The 17,335-nt window shown below is 73.1% G+C and carries 11 protein-coding genes; 4 read left to right on the plus strand and 7 right to left on the minus strand.

Annotation, left to right across the window (positions count from 1 at the left end; all coding sequences use genetic code 11):
* Positions 1-45 precede the first annotated feature (45 nt).
* Positions 46-1,830 (minus strand): molecular chaperone DnaK, encoded by a 1,785-nt coding sequence (dnaK, locus tag O7608_RS21610; protein WP_289206339.1) that lies wholly within the window; start codon positions 1,828-1,830, stop codon positions 46-48.
* Positions 1,831-2,083: 253 nt separating this feature from the next.
* Between dnaK and O7608_RS21615 the strand changes: the two genes are divergently transcribed.
* Together O7608_RS21615 and O7608_RS21620 are read left to right on the plus strand one after the other, a co-directional pair.
* Positions 2,084-2,272 carry a DUF2795 domain-containing protein gene (locus tag O7608_RS21615; protein WP_289206340.1) on the plus strand — a complete coding sequence of 63 codons (189 nt, stop codon included), beginning with the start codon at positions 2,084-2,086 and terminating at the stop codon, positions 2,270-2,272.
* Positions 2,273-2,314: 42 nt separating this feature from the next.
* Entirely contained in the window at positions 2,315-3,028 is a 714-nt protein-coding gene (locus tag O7608_RS21620; protein WP_502959135.1) for a methyltransferase domain-containing protein, read from the plus strand.
* Between the two features lie 82 nt (positions 3,029-3,110).
* On the opposite strand, the gene O7608_RS21625 is transcribed toward O7608_RS21620, so the two are convergent.
* Positions 3,111-4,511 (minus strand): hypothetical protein, encoded by a 1,401-nt coding sequence (locus O7608_RS21625; protein WP_289206341.1) that lies wholly within the window; start codon positions 4,509-4,511, stop codon positions 3,111-3,113.
* Positions 4,512-4,531: 20 nt separating this feature from the next.
* Entirely contained in the window at positions 4,532-6,358 is a 1,827-nt protein-coding gene (locus tag O7608_RS21630) for a S8 family peptidase (protein ID WP_289206342.1), read from the minus strand.
* A 238-nt stretch (positions 6,359-6,596) separates the two neighbouring features.
* Here O7608_RS21630 and O7608_RS21635 point away from each other — a divergent pair, with 238 nt between their 5' ends.
* Both O7608_RS21635 and O7608_RS21640 read left to right on the plus strand, forming a co-directional pair.
* Complete coding sequence (locus O7608_RS21635; protein WP_289206343.1) at positions 6,597-11,090, plus strand: cation-translocating P-type ATPase; 4,494 nt, start codon at positions 6,597-6,599, stop codon at positions 11,088-11,090.
* Positions 11,071-11,736, plus strand: coding sequence for a DUF1345 domain-containing protein (locus tag O7608_RS21640; protein WP_289206344.1), 666 nt, complete (start codon positions 11,071-11,073; stop codon positions 11,734-11,736). The genes O7608_RS21635 and O7608_RS21640 overlap by 20 nt, the downstream gene beginning before the upstream one ends.
* A gap of 43 nt (positions 11,737-11,779) precedes the next feature.
* Here O7608_RS21640 and O7608_RS21645 read toward each other — a convergent pair whose 3' ends face one another.
* The 4 genes from O7608_RS21645 to O7608_RS21660 form a co-directional block, all read right to left on the minus strand.
* Positions 11,780-12,349, minus strand: coding sequence for a hypothetical protein (locus O7608_RS21645; RefSeq protein ID WP_289206345.1), 570 nt, complete (start codon positions 12,347-12,349; stop codon positions 11,780-11,782).
* Between the two features lie 49 nt (positions 12,350-12,398).
* Positions 12,399-13,880 (minus strand): NADH-quinone oxidoreductase subunit NuoF family protein, encoded by a 1,482-nt coding sequence (locus O7608_RS21650; RefSeq protein WP_289206346.1) that lies wholly within the window; start codon positions 13,878-13,880, stop codon positions 12,399-12,401.
* Entirely contained in the window at positions 13,877-15,556 is a 1,680-nt protein-coding gene (locus O7608_RS21655; protein ID WP_289206347.1) for a hypothetical protein, read from the minus strand. The genes O7608_RS21650 and O7608_RS21655 overlap by 4 nt, the downstream gene beginning before the upstream one ends.
* Before the next feature lie 372 nt (positions 15,557-15,928).
* The gene (locus O7608_RS21660) at positions 15,929-16,780 is read right to left on the minus strand and encodes a hypothetical protein (protein ID WP_289206348.1); all 852 of its coding nucleotides are present in this window, start codon (positions 16,778-16,780) and stop codon (positions 15,929-15,931) included.
* Positions 16,781-17,335 lie beyond the last annotated feature (555 nt).

Raw genomic sequence — 17,335 nt, forward strand, 5'->3', positions numbered from 1 at the left:
GACCGTCGGCGACAAGGCGGACGACGGATACGGTCGGCCGACGCGTCACCGACGACGACGTCCGCTGGTGTCCTCGGTGGCGAAGACGGCGGCAACCTGCCGCAGTTCGGCGGCGAGGGTACGCAGCCGGTCCGCCGGCGCCCGCTCAGCGATCGCACCGCGGGCGTCGTCGACCAGCATCCGCGCCCGGGTCTGCTCGTGTACCGGCGCGGTGGTGGCGTCGGTCAGGGCCCGGTCGACCAGGTCGACCAGGGCCGCCAGCTCGCGGCCCGGATCGGCGGTGTCGTCGTCGACGTCCGGCGACGGGGCAGGACCGGCCGGTGCCGTGGCCGGCACCTCGACCTGTGTGACGGTGACCGACCGGCAGCGGTCACCGTCGACGTCGCGGGCCGAGATGGTGACGATGCCGTCGACGTCGATGTCCACGGTGACCTCGATCCGCGGTACGCCGCACGGCGCCGGCCGGATGTCGGTGAGGCGGAACCGGCCCAGTATCCGGTTGTCCGCCGCGCGGGTGCGCTGACCCTGCCGCACGACGACGTCGACACTTGTCTGGCCGTCGCGCGCGGTGGAGACGACCTGGGTACGGCGGACCGGAAGGGCGGTGTTGCGCTCGACGATCGTCACCATCGTCTCGTCGTGCGCCTGTAGCCCCAGCGCCAACGGGGTCACTTCCCGCAGCCGCGCCCGGGTGCCGCCCCCGGTGAGCACCCCGGCCTGGACCGCCGCTCCCAGCGCCACCACCTCGTCGGCGTTGATCAGCAACTGCGGCTCGTGGCCCTCGGTGAGCCGCCGCAGCAGGTCGCGCACTGCCGGGATCCGGGTCGCCCCGCCCACCATCAGCACCTGGTCGAGGTCGGCCGGGCCGATGCCGGCAGCGCGCATCGCCTGCTCCACCGGTGCCTGGCAGCGCCCGACCAGATCGGCGCTGAGCTCGTCGAAACAGGCCCGGTCGACGAGGGTACGCAGATGTCGCGGCCCGGTCGGGTCGGAGGCGACGAACGGCAGGTTCACCTCGGCCTCGGTGGCCGAGGAGAGTTCCTCCTTGGCACGCCGCGCCGCCTCGGCCAACCGCTGGCCGGTCTGGGCGTCGGCCGCCAGGTCGATGCCGTGGTCGCGGTGGAATTCGGCCACCAGGTGCTCCACCAGCCGGTGGTCGAAGTCGTCGCCGCCCAGATGGGTGTCCCCCGCTGCCGCCCGGACCTCGACCACCCCGTCACCGACGTCCAGGACGCTGACGTCGAAGGTGCCGCCGCCGAGGTCGACCACCAGCACCGTCCGCCGGTGGCGCAGGTGCAGGCCGTAGGCGAGCGCCGCGGCTGTCGGCTCGTTGATGATCCGCAGGATCTCCAGTCCAGCGAGCTGGCCGGCCCGCCGGGTGGCGGTGCGCTGAGCGTCGTCGAAGTGCGCCGGTACGGTGACCACCGCCTGGTCGATTCGCTCGCCCAGGACCGCTGCCGCCTCGTCGGCCAGGGTACGCAGCACCACCGCACTGATCTCCTCAGGTGCATACCGCCGGCCCTTGACCTCGAACCGGGCCATCGCGCCCTCGTCGACGACATCGAACAGCACCGCGGCGGCCTCCCGGCCGACCTCGTCGTGGCGACGTCCGATGAACCGTTTCGCGGAGTGGATCGTGCCCTTCGGGTTGAGGACCGCCTGGCGCCGGGCGGCGTCGCCGACGAGGCGGGCACCGGCGTCAGTGAAGGCGACCACCGACGGTGTGGTCCGCAGCCCGACGGTGTTCGGCACGACTGACGGACGTCCCCCGCAGACCGCGGCGACGACCGAGTTGGTGGTGCCCAGGTCTATACCCACTGCGCGCGGCATGGCCGTTCCCCCTCGTGCCGGTGTCCGGCGCAGGGCTGACGTCAGCTGTCGACGGCACGGTCCGGGTCGGCGCCGACGCCCCTGCGGCGTCCGGTGTCAGCGCCATCGTGGCGGCGGGCCGGGCGATCCCGGCTCATCCTGCGGGAATGATCGGTCGGCCGGGGCGTAGACCCACCGGTCGGCGGGTAGGTGTGCGTCTTGACAATCCTGCTCGCCCTGGCCTGAAGACAGAGGGACCCACGGAAGGAATCCGATGACGGACGCGCTGTGGCTGGCAGACCACGCCGAGGGTCTGGACTTCCCGCTGTCCCGGGAGGATCTCGTCCGCCGGGCGCAGGAGCTCGGCGCCGACACCGCAGTGCTGCAGGCGCTGCGGGCGCTGCCGGTCGAGCGGTTCACCAGCGTCGAGGAGCTGCTCGCGGCGATAGGCGAACCACGCTGACCGACGGCGTTTCACCGACCTGGCACCGGGTACCGGCGACGGGTGTTCTACACGGAATTCTCCCACGCCCGGCACCGGCTGCACGACGGGTACCTGTCGGCTGTCGCCGCTGACCTGCTGGCCACCGATCCCCGGTTGCGCGACCTCGACGTCGAGGTCCGCTTCGACGGTGGGGTGGCCCATCTGACCGGCGACGTCGCCGACGACGACCAGCTCCAGCGGGTACGCGAGGCGCTCGGCCGGCTCGCCGGGGTGCACGGGGTGTGGGACCGGGTACGGGTCGCCGGGCGGAACCCGGTGATCCTCGACATCGGTTGTGGCGAGTGTCCCCAGTATCCGGGCAACATCGGGTTGGACCAGCGACCAGGCAAGGCCGTGTCGGTGGTGGCGGATCTGCGTAACGGATTGCCGGTACGCGACGGATCGGCCGACCAGATCTTCGCGGTGCATGTCCTGGAGCACCTGACCGACTACCTGAAGCTGCTCGACGAGTGCCACCGGGTGCTGCGCCCCGGCGGCGTACTGCATGTGCTTTCGCCCTGGTGGCGGCACGTCAACGCGGTCGCCGACCCGACCCACCTGCGGTTCTTCGACCTGCAGACGATCAAGGGCATCTGCCAGCAGCCGGCTCCGGCCGGTCGCTGGTACCCGCAGCACGCGTCCTGTGACGGGGCCACGGTCTTCGCCGACCTGGTCGCCGCCCGGGCTGCGGATCCGGAGCCGGACCCGCAGCACCTGGCCCGGTTCTTCGACTGACCCGTCGGCTTTACACCCGTCCTCGGACCGGGACCGGACGTAGCGGGGGCGTGCGCGGCGGGTCCGTGATCCGGCGCAGGGGTCAGGCCGGTGCACCGGTGCGGCCGACCAGGCCGCCAGCGGCCAGCACCAGCCAGCTCAGCTCGGGATGGACGATGTCGCTGTGCGCACCGGCCGGCGGACCACCCCGGCGCACCACCGCAGAGACGTCGATGTTGACCATCCGCCGATGCTCGAGCCGGTAGCCGGCCCGGTCCCCGGCCGCGACCACCGGCACGGACACCGCGTCGACCGCGCTCGCGCCGTGGTAGCCCAGGGCGCCCCAGCGTCGCCCGAGCGACGGCAGCGCCGCCGCGTCGTCGCCGACGGCCACCGACGCGAGCGGGTAGAACACGGCCAGTGCCGCGTCGTTGACCGAGCGGCAGACCACCACCGGTCCGTCGATCCGCTGGGCAAGTCCGGCCAGCGCGCCGCGCCGGTCGACGGCGAACGGCAGCCGAGGGGCGAACGCGTACCGGGACAGGGCCCCCTGCAGCAGCGTCACCGACCGGACGGTGACGTCGGTGTGGGCCGCCGCGAAGCTCACCAGGCGGGCGCCGAAGCTGTGGCCGACCAGATGGACCCGGATGCCGGGTGCCACGGCCGGCACACGGTCCAGCACCGGGCCAAGGCCGATCTGCCCGACGACCCCGGCACGGTTCTTCATCTGCCAGTACGTCAGCTGCCGTAGCGCCTCCTTGGCACCGTGCCAGATCCCGCGCAGCGGATCGGCCAGGGCCGCCGCGCCGGAGGGCGCGGGTTCGGCCAACGGTGTCCGGCACCGGCGCAGCTCGTCGAGGAACCGGCGGTAGACGTCGGTGGGTTCGGCGGCCAGCATCCCTGGCAGCGGCACCGTGTCGGGGTGGGCCGGCCCGCTCTCGCCGTCGTCGAACCCGTCCGCCACGGCCAGCGCGAACCCGCGCAGCTCGGTGGCGAACGCCCGGACCAGGGTCGGGGTCGGCCGGGTCAGCAGCAACGCGGCCATCCGGTCCAGCGCCGGCGCACCGGCGGGAAACGTCGACCGCAGCAGGCGCAGGGTGGCGTCGTCCAGCCACGCCGGGTGCGGTGCGCCGTCGTCGGGCCGGCGGGTGACGGTGGCTGCACCCGCCGGCAGATGGCTCGTCAGCGGGTCGCCGGGCGGGAAGTCCGGCACCGGCTCGTCCGGCCATCGACGCGCCGGCCAGTGCACGCCGAGCAGGCCGATGCTGTCCGCCCACGGTCCGTCCCGGCGGGCCTGGGCGGCCAGCAGACCCAGGAAGCCGTCGTAGAGCGTCGCCGCCATGGGTCCGTCGTTGTTCCACCCGTGGGCGAAGACCACCAGATCGGTGACGGCGCAGGCGCGTACCCCGGTCAGCAGCGCCGCGACCGCCGCCGGATCGGCGTCGCCGGCCGCGTCGAAACGGACCTGCCAGAACGGCAGCCCACCGATGCGTCGAAGCGTCATCTCCGTCTCCTCCGAGCGGGTCACACCGCCTGCAGGGCCCGGAGCAGATCGACCAGGCCACGGCCCTGGAAACGTCGGTCCCGGCCGAGCGGCACGGCCGTGTCGAGCAGCACCTGTTTGACCCGGTCGGGCTGGCCGATGAACTCGCGGCGCACCGACAGGAACGCGGCGACCGCGCCGGAGACGTGCGGTGCGGCCACGCTCGTGCCGGACTCCTCCAGGTAGACGGCGACCGGCGGACCGGTCCAGCCGGTGAGGGCCGCCGTCAACCGGGCGCCGGCCGCGCAGGAGACGATCCGTTCGCCGGGGGCGACCAGGTCGGGTTTGGCCCGCCCGTCACCGGTCGGCCCCTTGGACGAGAAGTACGACACCCCGTAGGTGTGTGGCATGTCGCGGTGGGTCGAGCCGACGGTGATGGCCCGTTCGGCGTTGCCGGGGTCGTTGATCGTCGATCCGAGGACGAACCGTGACGGTACGCCGTACGGTGCTCCGACCGTGCCGTAGCCGGAGTTACCGGCCGCGGTGACCACGACGACTCCGGAGCGGACCAGTTTGTCGACCTCCCGGCACAACGGTGACTGCCCGCAGGCGAACCATTCGGGGTCGAACTCGTAGCCGACGCTGAGGTTCACCCCGTGGATCCGCATGACCCGGTCGCTCTGGGCGTTGACCTGCCGGACGTAGGCGAGCGCGCTGATCACCCGGGACACCCGCTCGGCGAGTCCGCCGCCACCGTGCAGCACCTTGAGGCTGACCAGTCGGGTCTGCGGCGCGATCCCGGTCAGTCGGTCCGGGTCCACCTGTTCTCGCGGCACCGGGATCGGCTCGTCGGGGTTGTCGAGGTCGTGGTGGTACTCGATGATCCGCGCGGTACGTCGCGGGTCCTGGGACGCCCAGTGGTCGATTCCGCCGGCGATGATGCCCGCGACGTGGGTGCCGTGGCCGCTGTCGTCGACCAGTGCGCCGTCGGGGTGCGGTGCGCCGCCGGCGGGAAAGCTGCGGTGCAGGTCACGCACCTCTGGGGCGCTGAGCGTGGCGTAGCTGGTGAAGTGCGGGTGGCCGGCGTCGATGCCCGAGTCGACCACCGCCCAGACGATCCGGTCGCCCCGGGCGCCGAAGGTACGGCGGGCCGCGTCGGCCTTGATCGTCGCGGCCGATACGTCCAGTTGCGGACGAACCGGGAAGTCCGGCCAGATCCGGTGCACGCTGCGGCCGGCCGGGTCAGCAGCCACCGTGTCGGCGGCTACCAGCCGTTTCATCTGGTTGAGGCTGAGTTCCCCGACGACGTACTCGCCGGCGAGTGGGCGGGGATGCTGCCCGGCGGTGACCCGGAACCAGAGTCCGGCCAGGTGTTCGGTGGCCCGCTGCGCACCGCCGACGAAGTGCAGGTTGAGCGCCACCAGGACCGGCATCGGCTCGTCCGGGCCGGCGGGGAAACCCAGGCGTCGGCGGCCGCCGACGCCACGTAGCGGGTCGGCGATCACGCCGGGGGCGGCGATCGGGGCCGGTGACGGCGGGTCCGGGCCGGTCAGGGGATCCGTTTCGGGCAGGGCGGGCGTGACCGGTGCCGCGGCGGCGAGGACCGTGGCCCGCTGCCGGCCGGCCGGGGTGAGCCGCACGGTGCGTACCCCGTCGACCAGCCCGGCGGCCCGCAACCGGTCGAGCGCGGCCCGCACGGCCGCATGCCAGGCGGGTTCACCGGCGAGGCAGGCGCGGTCGGCGTCGGTGAAGGTCTCCGCGAACCGGAAGGCGACCTCCCGCAGTACGGCCGGTAGGCCGGGTGCCGCCCGAGAGCGGCCCGCCAGGGCGAGCAGCGTCCGGCTGTCCCATTCGTCCGGCTCCGCCATGGCGGTCCCTCCCTGCGGGCCACCCCGGTCGGTCGATCGACGACCACAGCGACCATTTCCAGCATAGAGCGAGCATCCAGTTACTCAAAGTGACCAGTTGGCCACTTCTCGAGCAGGCGGACAGATCCGGAAAAGAAGAAAGCACCTCGGATCCGTCGCTGGCGGATCTACGGTGGGTAAGCGACATGACCATCACCGTCCTCCCCCCGGCGGGCCGCCCACAGGGAGGTGACGCCCCATGCTGGAGCGTCCGGCAGCCACCGTCAGGTCGGTACGGCGACACCGGATGGCGCACGCCCGGCACGCCTGGGCCTACGACGGCCACGCCCACCTGGAAGTCAGCACCGACGACCACGGCCAGGTCGTCGCCGACGTCGCGGAGCTGGAGCAGGCGCTGCAGAGCGTCGACGGGGTGCGGTGGGCGGCATGGAACGGCGCCCTGTGCCGGATGGTGGTCCGGTTCGACCCCGAGGTCCTGGGCGGCAGCCGGCTGATCGCCGCGCTCACCCGGGCCGAGCAGCAGGTCGCCCCGCGGGCCACCGGGACCACCCACGTCGACTCCGGCACGGGCAACATGGTCTCGCTGGCCGGTGACCTGATCGGCGCCGGCGTCGGTGCGCTCGGCAAGGTGCTCCGGCTGCCCGCGATGCCCAACGAGATCGCGGCGCTACCGGCGGCCTTCGAACACGTACCGCAGCTGCGGGCCTGGCTGCGCCGGGCCCTCGGCCCGGTCGGGGCGGACCTGGGCCAGGCCCTGTTCAGCACGGCGGTGGCCGCCGCCTCCCAACGCCCGCTGACCAGCCTCACCGACGCCGTGCTGCGGGCTTCGCTGATCGCCGAGGACGCCGCGTACCACGACGTGTGGGCCCGGCGGGTCCACGAGCTGCATCCCGACGCCGACGCCAGCCGCGCCCCGGTGCTGCCGCCGCCGACCCGTCCCCGGCCGCTGCCCGACGGGCCGATCGAGCAGTACGCCCAACGGATGAGCACGATGACCCTGGTCGCCGCCGGCATCCTCACCGTGCTGCCCGGCGGCCGGCAACGCGCCGCCCGGGTCACCGCCGTCGCCTCCCCCCGCAGCGCCCGCACCGGCCGCGACGCCTACGCCGGTCAGCTCGGCCGGACCCTGGCCCGGCACGGGGTGGTGGTCCGTGAGGCGGCCGCGCTCCGACGTCTGGACCGCGTCGACACCGTGGTCGTCGACGCCTCGGTGCTGCTCACCGGCCGTACCTTGATCACCGCCGTGGTCACCGTCAGCGGCACCGAGGAGCAGGCCCGGCAGCAGGCGACGCGACTGGTGGACACCGGCGCGGGCCGCGGTACCGCCGGGTGCAACGACGGCTGGGCGCTGACCCCACCGCACCGGCTGCACCGTCCGGTGCCCGCCGACGCGCTGGACCGGGTCGGTGCCGGGCCGACGGGCAACGGCGCGGCACCCGACGTACTGGCGCTGACCCGCGACGGCGAACTGATCGCCCTGGTCCGGGCGGAGGCGGAGCTGGACCCGCAGGCCGAGGCGCTGACCGCCGCCGCCCGCCGGGTCGGACGGTTGCTGATCGCCGGACGCGCCAGCGCTGGACGCAACCCGGCCAGCGGCTCCTCCGGCAGCGCCCTGGCCCGGCGCTGCCAGGCCGACGGCACCGTGGCCAGTGGCTCGAAACTGGCCGCCTCGGTACGCACCCTGCAACAGGCCGGCCACGGGGTGATCCTGGTGGCCGCCCGCAACGACGTGGCCCTGGCCGCCGCCGACTGCGGCATCGGGGTGATCCGTACCGCCGCCCGCCGACCCCCGTGGGGCGCCCACCTGATCTGCGCACCCGGCCTGGAGACTGCCTGGCTGGTCCTGGAGGCGACCGCCCTGGCCCGCTCGGTGAGCGCCGCGAGCGCACAGCGGGCCATGATCGGCTCCCTGGCCGCCGCCGCGCTCGGGGTGCTCGACGGTACGCAGCGGGGCGCCGCCCGGTCCCTGTTGATCGACAACGTGGCGGGACTGGTCAACCTCGCCCTCGGCCACCGCGCCGCCCGCGACCTCGGGCACCGGCCGACGCCCGCGCCGGCGACCGACACACCGTGGCACACCATGCCGGTCGAGGAGGTGTTCGACCGGCTCGACGCCGGTCCCGACGGGCTCAGTGAGGCGCAGGCCCGGCAGCGCCGGACCGAGCAGGGCGAACGCACCGAAACGGACACCACCCGCGGACTGTGGCAGGCCGCCGCCGAGGAACTCGACACCCCACTGACCGGGCCGCTGGCCGCCGGAGCCGGCGTCTCGGCGATCACCGGATCCACCGTCGACGCCCTCATGGTGCTATCCGTGATCATGGCCAACGCGTTGCTCGCCGGCGCCCAGGAGGTCACCGCCGGACGGGCCCTGCGGCGGCTGCTCAGCGCCGGTGCGCTACGGGTACGGCTGCGCCGCGGCGGCGAACAGCGCGTCGGACCGGCCGAGGACCTCGTCGTCGGCGACCTCATCTGCCTGGAACCCGGTGACTCGGTGCCCGCGGACTGTCGGCTGGTCACCGCCAACGGCCTGGAGATGGACGAGTCCAACCTGACCGGCGAGTCGACCCCGGTCGCCAAGTCCGCAGACCGCACCGGTGCCACCGATCTCGCCGACCGGACCAGCATGGTGTACGCCGCCACCACCGTCGCCGCCGGAACGGCGACCGCGGTCGTGGTCGCCACCGGCCGGTCCACCGAGGCGGGACGCTCGACCGACCAGGTCCGCGACGAGGCACCGCGCGGCGGCGTCCAGGCCCGGCTGCGGCAGCTCGCCGCCGCCTCGGTGCCGACCGCGCTGGCCGCCGCCGCCGCGACCCTCGGCAGTGGACTGCTGCGGGGCCGGCTCGGCGAATCGGTCGGTTCCTCGGTCGCGCTGGCGGTGGCAGCCATCCCCGAAGGGCTACCGTTCGTCGCCACCGCCGCGCAACTGAGCGCCAGCAAGCGGCTGTCCCGGCACAACGTGCTGATCCGCGACCCCCGGGCGATGGAGGCACTCGGCCGGGTCGACGTGATCTGCTTCGACAAGACCGGAACCCTGACCCAGGGGGCGATCCAGCTGCAGGCGGTCTGCGACGGTCGACAGACCGAACCGGTGGACGCACTCGGCCACGGACACCGGCACATCCTGGCGGCGGCGCTGCGGGCCACTCCGGTTCCGGACGGCGACCAGCGGCTTCCGCATCCGACCGACCAGGCCGTCGTCGACGGCGGGCACCGTGCCGGGGTCGGCATCCGAGAGGGCGCCGACGGTTGGGAACTGCTGGCCGAACTGCCGTTCGAACCGGGACGTGGCTTCCACGCGGTGCTCGGCTCCTGCCCCGACGGGGCGACGATCAGCGTCAAGGGCGCACCCGAAACCGTACTGCCCCGGTGCGCGACCTGGCGGCGCGACGGCGAGGTGGTCCCGTTGGACGACACCGGCCGCCGCGAGATCGACGCCGCGATCGACCGGCTCGCCCACGACGGGCTGCGGGTGCTGGCGGTGGCCGGTCGGACCGCGTCCGGCCGGCGCGACCTCGACGACGACCGGGTCGGCCAACTCGAACTACGGGGGCTGCTCGGACTCGCCGACCCGCCCCGCGACAGCGCCGCCGCAGCGATCGGGCGGCTCCGCCAGGCCGGCATCGCCGTGGTGATGCTCACCGGCGACCATCCGAGCACCGCCGAGTCGATCGGTGCGCAGCTCGGCCTGCTCAACGGCAGCGCCGTGGTCACCGGGGCCGAGCTCGACGCGGCCGGTGCCGACGAGCTGGCCGATCTGGTGTCGCGTACGGCGGTCTTCGCCCGGGTCAGCCCAGCGCACAAGGTCGCCGTGGTGCGCGCGCTGCGTCAGGCCGGCCGGGTCGTCGCGGTCACCGGCGACGGCGCGAACGACGCCCCCGCGATCCAGCTCGCCGACGTCGGCATCGCGCTGGGCGACCACGGCACCAGCGCCGCCCGGCAGGCCGCCGACATGATCGTGGTGGACGGCCGGATCGAGAGCATCGCCGAGGGCGTGACCGAGGGCCGGGCGATGTGGATCTCGGTACGGGAGTCCCTCGCGCTGCTGCTCGGCGGGAACCTGGGCGAGATCCTCTTCTCCGTACTGAGCTCGCTGCTGTCCGGACAGCAGGCGCTCAACCCCCGGCAGATCCTGTTCGTCAACCTGATGACCGACCTGCTCCCGGCGATCACCGTCGCCGCCCGTCCACCGCGCCGACGTACCGCCGACGAGCTGGCCCGCGAAGGGCCGGAATCGTCACTGGGCGCGAGCCTGCACCGCGAGGTCGCGCGGCGGGCCGCAGCGACCGCGCTGGCCACCACCGGCGGCTGGCTGGCCGCCCGGTTCACCGGCACCCCCGCGCGGGCCAGCAGCGTCGCGCTCGCCAGCCTGGTCGCCGCGCAGCTGGCCCAGACCGCCGTCGCGGCCAAGGGCGACCCGATGGTGCTCGCCGCCGCCGGCGTCTCGATGGGCGCCCTCTTCGGGGTGGTGCAGACCCCGCTGGTCAGCCACTTCTTCGGCTGCCGGCCGCTGGGGCCGGTCGGCTGGTCCATCGTCGGTGGATCGGCGGCCGCCGGCGCCGCGTTGGGTCTGCTGCCGTTGGAACGCATCGACCAGCTCCGGCGTACCCGGTTGGGCCGGCTCACGGTCGACGTCGCCCGCCGCAGCCGCGACCTGCGGCCCCGTCGGACGGTCCGGCCGGTCCGTCGACTCACGCCGACCGGCGCCGATGCCCCGCAGCCGGTCTGAGCCACGCCGGGTCGGCGCCCGGCACCCGCCCTGGCAGCTGGTGGCGCTCGCCGGTCTCGGCGTCGGGGTGGCCGTCGGCGTGGCGGTGACCGGGCCGACGTCGCTGGGGCCGCTGGTCGGCTGGGGCGTCACCGCTGGCGGCTACCTGGCGTGGCGGTGGCCGGTGATCTGGCGCAGCGACGCCGCGGCGACCGCCCGCGCGGTCGACCAGGTCGATCCCGGCCGGATCCTCGCCGACGTGGTGCTGCTCGGTGCGGCGGTGGCCAGCCTGCTGGCGGTGGCGGCGCTGCTCGGCGCACCGCAGGTCGCCCACGACCCGGCTGGCACGCTGCACATCGGGGTGAGCGTCGGCACCGTGGTGCTGTCCTGGGCGGTCATCCACGAGGTGTTCACCGGACGCTACGCCCGCCTGTACTACGGGAGAGGTCAGATCGGCGGCATCGACTTCCACACCAACGAGCCGCCCCGGTTCAGCGACTTCGCCTATCTGGCGTTCACCGTCGGCATGACGTTCCAGGTCTCCGATCCTCAGCTGACCAGCAGCGCGATGCGGCGCAGCGTACTGGGCCACGCGATGTTGTCGTTCCTGTTCGGCGCGGTCATCCTCGCGGTGCTGATCAACCTCATCGGCAGCCTGGTGCGCTGAGGGGCACGACGCGGATGGGGTGGTCGACGTGGTCGGCGGTGCCTCAGGCGGCCCGGCTGACCTGGCTCTCGAACCGCTTGCGCAAGGTGTCCGCGCGGCCCGGGTCGGTGAACCCCTTGAACGACTGCTCCACGAACTCCGCCGGCATCATCGCCTCGACCTGGGAGCGGAAGTCCTCGTCGAGGGCGGTGACGGTGATCTGCGGGGGATCGGTCAACTGCGCGACGATCGGACCGGCGTTCATCCGCGACAGCATGTACGGCGTGCCCGGGGTGCCGGTGGCACAGAGGTAGTAGCCGTAGGCGGTCGCGGCACCGCTGGCGGTGGCCGGTTCGTCGATCTTCCAGACCTCGGCCGTACACAGCATCCGCTCGTCCGGATTCACCTCGTGGCCGTGCGCGGCGTGCTCGTCGCTGGTCGACTGCTCAATCGTCACCGCGATCCGCGCCGCCGCGTCCGCACGTGCCTGGCCCTCGGTCAACGTCGGTGCGGCCACCGCCGTCGAGTAGTAGAAGCCGACGCCGAGCAGCGCCAGCGCCAGCGCCTCGGGCAGCAGCCACCAGGAGCCGGACCGACGCCGCCGGACCAGCGATGAATCGACATCTCTCGACACCCTTGCAGTGTCGCAGGTGAGTGCCGGGAAGAAAAGCTACGTCGACCCGTCAGTGGCCGCTCTTGCCCTCGCTGAGCCGCAACGCCAACGCCGGACAGACGTTGACCGCCTTGCGGGCACCCGGCTCCAGCCACACCGGCACCGGACTGGACGGAAAGGCCGGGTACCCGTTGGCGTCCAGCCGGATGTACTCCGGCACCACGTGCGCGCAGAGCCCATGGCCGTCGCAACGGGTCCAGTCCACGCTCAGCCGTTTGGTGCCACCGGACGGCGCGTCCACCGGCAACGGCAGGATGCCCTTCACCGGCTTGCCGCAGCCGTCACCGCCAGCATGCGCGGCGAGGTCCTCGGCGAAGACGTCCAGCGCTGAGATCGCGAACCGCGAGGTGCCGTCCGGATGGCTGCACGCCCCCCGGCCCTTGATCACACTCGCGGCGGCCCGGACCGCGTCGACCGCGGCGCTGCCGATGACCAGCGAGTCGATGGTGCGGGCCATGTCGGGCAGGCCGAGCCGGCACGGCCCACACTGACCGGCGGACTCGCCCGCCATGTAGTGCACCACCCGGGCGACCTCGCCGAGTGGGCAGGTCCCCTCCCCCAACGGAATGGTGATCCCGGCACCGAGGGTGCCGCCCACCTTGGTGAAGCCCTTGCGGGAGACCTCCACCGTGGCCACCGCCTCCGGCGTGATCCACTTACCGTGGTACCCACCGATCAGCAGGCCCGGTCCGACCGGCGCCTCACACAACTCCAGGATGTCGCGCAGCGGCGTGCCGGTCGGGCACTCGACCACCGCCGGACGGGCGGCCGACCCGCCGATGGTCAGCAGCACCGTACCGGGCTCGTCGGGCAGGCCGACCGCGCAGTACTCGTAGGGGCCGAGCCGGGCGGCGACGGCCAACTGCGAGAAGGTCTCCGCGTTGGACAGCAGGGTGGGCAGGCCGGACACGCCGGAGTCGCTGGCCCGGACCTTGACCCCGGGCGGGATGTGCGGCAACCCGTTGATGCCGCGGACCAGCGCACCACCCTCGCCGGAGATGAACCGGTGCGGCACCGTGACGATGCTGGTCGGTACCGGCATCCGCCGTTCCGCCAGGGCCGCCGACAGCGAGCCACCACCGACCCCGTCGTCGGCCACCCCGATGACGATCTCCTCGGCCTCCAGCGCGAACGCGGCGAGCGCGGCACCGTCGAGGATCAAGTGCGGGGCCCGGGTGAGCAGCACCTTGTCCTTCCAACTGGCCGGCTCACCCTCGGTCGCGTTGACCACGACGACCACCGGCTTGTCCTGCTTGTCGGCCGAATCGACGACCGCTTTGACCTTGCGGTGGAACGGGAATCCGGCCCCGCCGCGGCCCTTGAGATCGATCGCCTCACCGAGGCGCATCAGATCGTTGACCGACAGCGGCCCCACACCTCCGTGCACCTCTTCGTGTGCCCGCAGGTCCATTCGACCGAACTCCTCGAACCCGGCGGTCAGCCGGGGCGGGCCGACGGTCGCGACGGGAGGAACGGTCGTCGTCGCCCTCAATTCGCCTCTCCTCGTAGCTGGGTCCAGTAGTCCTCGTCGGTGTCGTCGGCCGCACCACGGCGACCACGGGTGCGGCGGCCGGCAGATTCGGCCGCCGCAGCCCGCTGGGCGCGGCGGGATGCCAGGTCGACCAGCGTCGGGGTGTCGTCACCCGGCGGGTAGTCGTCGATCTCCCGACCGACCGGCGCCTGCGCCTCGGCCCGCCGGCGGGCCGACCGGCTACGGGCCGGCTCGGCCGAGACCGGACGGTCGTCGAAGCGGCCACGTGGCCCGGCTCCGGAGACCGGACGGTCGTCGGCGAACCGGCTGCGCGCACCCGCGCCGGAGACCGGACGGTCGTCGGCGTACCGGCCCCGGGAGCCGACCGGTTCCTCCGCCCGCCGGCTGTCGTAGCCACGGTCGTCGTAGTCGCGCTCGTCGTCGGCGTAGCGGCGACGGGCGCCGTCCGGCTCGGCCTGGCGCCGACGCTCGGCGTCGTCGCTGTAGCGCCGTCGCGACCCGGTGTCGTCGTCGGCGTACCGGCCCCGGCCGGCGGGTTCCTCGTCCCGCCGGTCCCGGTCGACGGCGTCGCCGCGACCGGTCGTGCCACGCCGGGCGGCGGGACGGTCCTCGGCGTACCGGCCGCGGCCGTTGTCCTCCTCGCGGGGTGCGTCGATCTGCCGGTACGCCCGGGTCGGCTCGGCCACGGACGACCGGGCGGCCGGCTGCGGCACCTCCGGTACCCGGTACCGGTCAGCTGAGCGGCCGGCCGATCCGCGCCCGGCGCCCGCCTGCGCCCAGGAGTCGATCATGTCGACCGGACGGTCCCCGAAGGAGCCGAACCGGGCGGTCGCCGGTTCCAGGCTGACCCCCTCGTCCCGGCTGCCCCGCCGCCGGCTCGACGAGGAGCGGGAGTCGTCGGCCATCTTGCCCACCGGCTTCATGGACGTCCCGGTGGCCTGCGACACGAACGGCTTCTTCTTGCCCACCCCGGTCGCGAAGCGGACCAGCAGCCCGATGACCACCATCAGCACACAGCCCAGGTAGCTGAGCGTCACCCAGGTCGCCGGCGGCCGCCCGGCACCGAGCCCGTGGGTGATGCCGATCGGCCAGGCCACGTACGCGCCGCTGTGCAGGGCCCGCCAGAGCCACGGCGGGCCGACCCCGACCCAGCGGGCCCGGGCCAGGCCGGTCCAGAGGATCGCGAACATCAGGTACGCCGCGAAAGTGCCGAGCCCGACGTAGACGGCCTGGCCACCACCGAGGAACGGGATGAACGCCCCCACCGCCGAGACGGCACCCGTGGTGATCTGGGTGACGATGTGCAGCACCAGAAAGACGATCGCCATGATCCCGGTGGTCCGGTGCGCCGACTGCAGCAGCACCCGGTGCCGGGGCAGCAGCACGATGCGGTCGGTCGCGGCCAGCCCGATCATCACGGTGAGACTCAGCGCCACCAGCGCGAAGACGCCACCGAAGAAGTCCAAAAAGAAGAACGTGTAGACGTAGGCCACCCGGCCCGCCGACGTGAGCATCGCCAGTGCCCAGAAGACCGCCAGGACCGATGCCGACAGAATCAGGACCGACAACCGCGACGGCTGCCGTCCGCCGGCGAGTTCGGGCCTGGGTCCGGCGGGTCGCTGGTTCTGGTTCGTCCGCGCCATATGCTCCTCGATCTCCCGCTCGGTGCCACCCACACCTGCGGCGCTCCGCGCTGTGTGCCCGGATCGCCGTCAGTATCCTGCCCTCGGCTTGGCGCCGGGAGAAACCGTACCGCTTCCCGGTTGTTTCACCCGCTCCAGTGCCCGTCCCTCAGCATCTACGTACCGGAGGCGTCGGCGGATGAACGGTGCCGCAATTTGATTGCGGCCTGGCCGCTGCGCCGGAATCATCCCGCTAGTTCCCGGTCGGATCCTGCCGCCTGACGCTGCGGAGATGACCCGATGTGATTGCTTCATCACCAGGAATCTTCAGTGGAAATTAAGATGCCCCTCCAGCGCCGCGAGGAGTGCGGCACCGGAGGGGCCGGTTCCCGGGTGAGCGGCGGGAACCCGTTCGTGACGGTCGGTTCAGCTCTGCAGCTGGCAGGTCGCGAGCGACTCCAGGCCGACCGGCCGGTCACCCTGACGGCCGATCGAGATCGCGATCCGCTCCAACGCCGCGATCCGCTTGTCCTCCAGCGGCCCGAGGATCGCGAGGTTGACGAAGTTCGGACCACCCTGACCCTGGCTGCTGACCAGCCGCGCGTTCGCCTCGTCGATCTGCGTCTGCAACTGCTGCAGGTTCCGGTCCACCTCGGCCCGCGCCGCCGCCGGAACCGCCGGCAACCGGTCGGCCACGCTCGGGCAGACGATCGTGCCGGCACCGGTGTTGGCACCGTTGCCGTTGTTGCCGGCGGGCGCCTGCGTCTGGGCAGGTGCCGCAGGCGCGGCGGGCAGGTCAGCGGCGGCACCCCCGCCGGCCGCCGAACCGGCTACCAGTTGGCAGGTCGCGAGCGACTCCAGGCCGACCGGCCGGTCACCCTGACGGCCGATCGAGATCGCGATCCGCTCCAACGCCGCCGTCCGCTTGTCCTCCAGCGGCCCGAGGATCGCGTTGTCGACGAAGTTCGGACCACCCTGACCCTGGCTGCTGACCAGCCGCGCGTTCGCCTCGTCGATCTGCGTCTGCAACTGCTGCAGGTTCCGGTCCACCTCGGCCCGCGCCGCCGCCGGAACCGCCGGCAACCGGTCGGCCACGCTCGGGCAGACGATCGTACCGACATCGGCCGAACTGGAGGTGTCGGCCGACGCCAGGCCGAGTCCTGCCCCCATGATGACGGCGGCCAGACCGACCGTGCCGGCGATCTTCCAGCGCCGTGAGTTCAACGGCGAGGCAGCGTCCGGGTGGTCCACCTTACGGCGGGGAGCACGGGAATACATGGGACTGACAACCCAACCCTTCTGGGGACAGCTGCCGGTAGCCGCGCCGCTCGATCGACGGCGTCCCGGGGGCCGTTCGGCCCGTGTCCGGATGACGCCCCGAGCGTGGGGTCACCGGACACTGTCGGAATGTTTCGGTGAGTCGTCGACGGTTTCCGCCGGGTCTCGACCATGCATACGGTGGCCCCACAGGGACGGTTCAACACCGCCCGGTGGATGTTGCGCGGATTTTCCCGCCGCCCCGATCCAGCGAGGCCCGACCGATCGACACAGGCGAATCATCGTGCGATCAGCGCCACACCCGGTCGACGGCGTCACGGCGCGACAGGCGGCGGGGCGGTCAACCGGGGCAAGATTAGGTGGGGCGACGCAGCCGACTCTTGCGGGAGACCGACGTTAAGGCGCGCCGCCCCGGCTGCACACCCTACTCCCGCACCCTGCGAAAAGGATCGCTGGACGCGCTGTAGCGGACTAGCAATTGCTTGGGCGACCAGCCGGTGGCCGTTGCGTCAGTGAGTCGTCACTCAGCGACGGGCCCCGCCGCGCCGCTGCCGG

Origin of the sequence: Solwaraspora sp. WMMA2056 (assembly GCF_030345095.1) — a bacterium.
In the GTDB taxonomy this organism is placed as follows: domain Bacteria; phylum Actinomycetota; class Actinomycetes; order Mycobacteriales; family Micromonosporaceae; genus Micromonospora_E.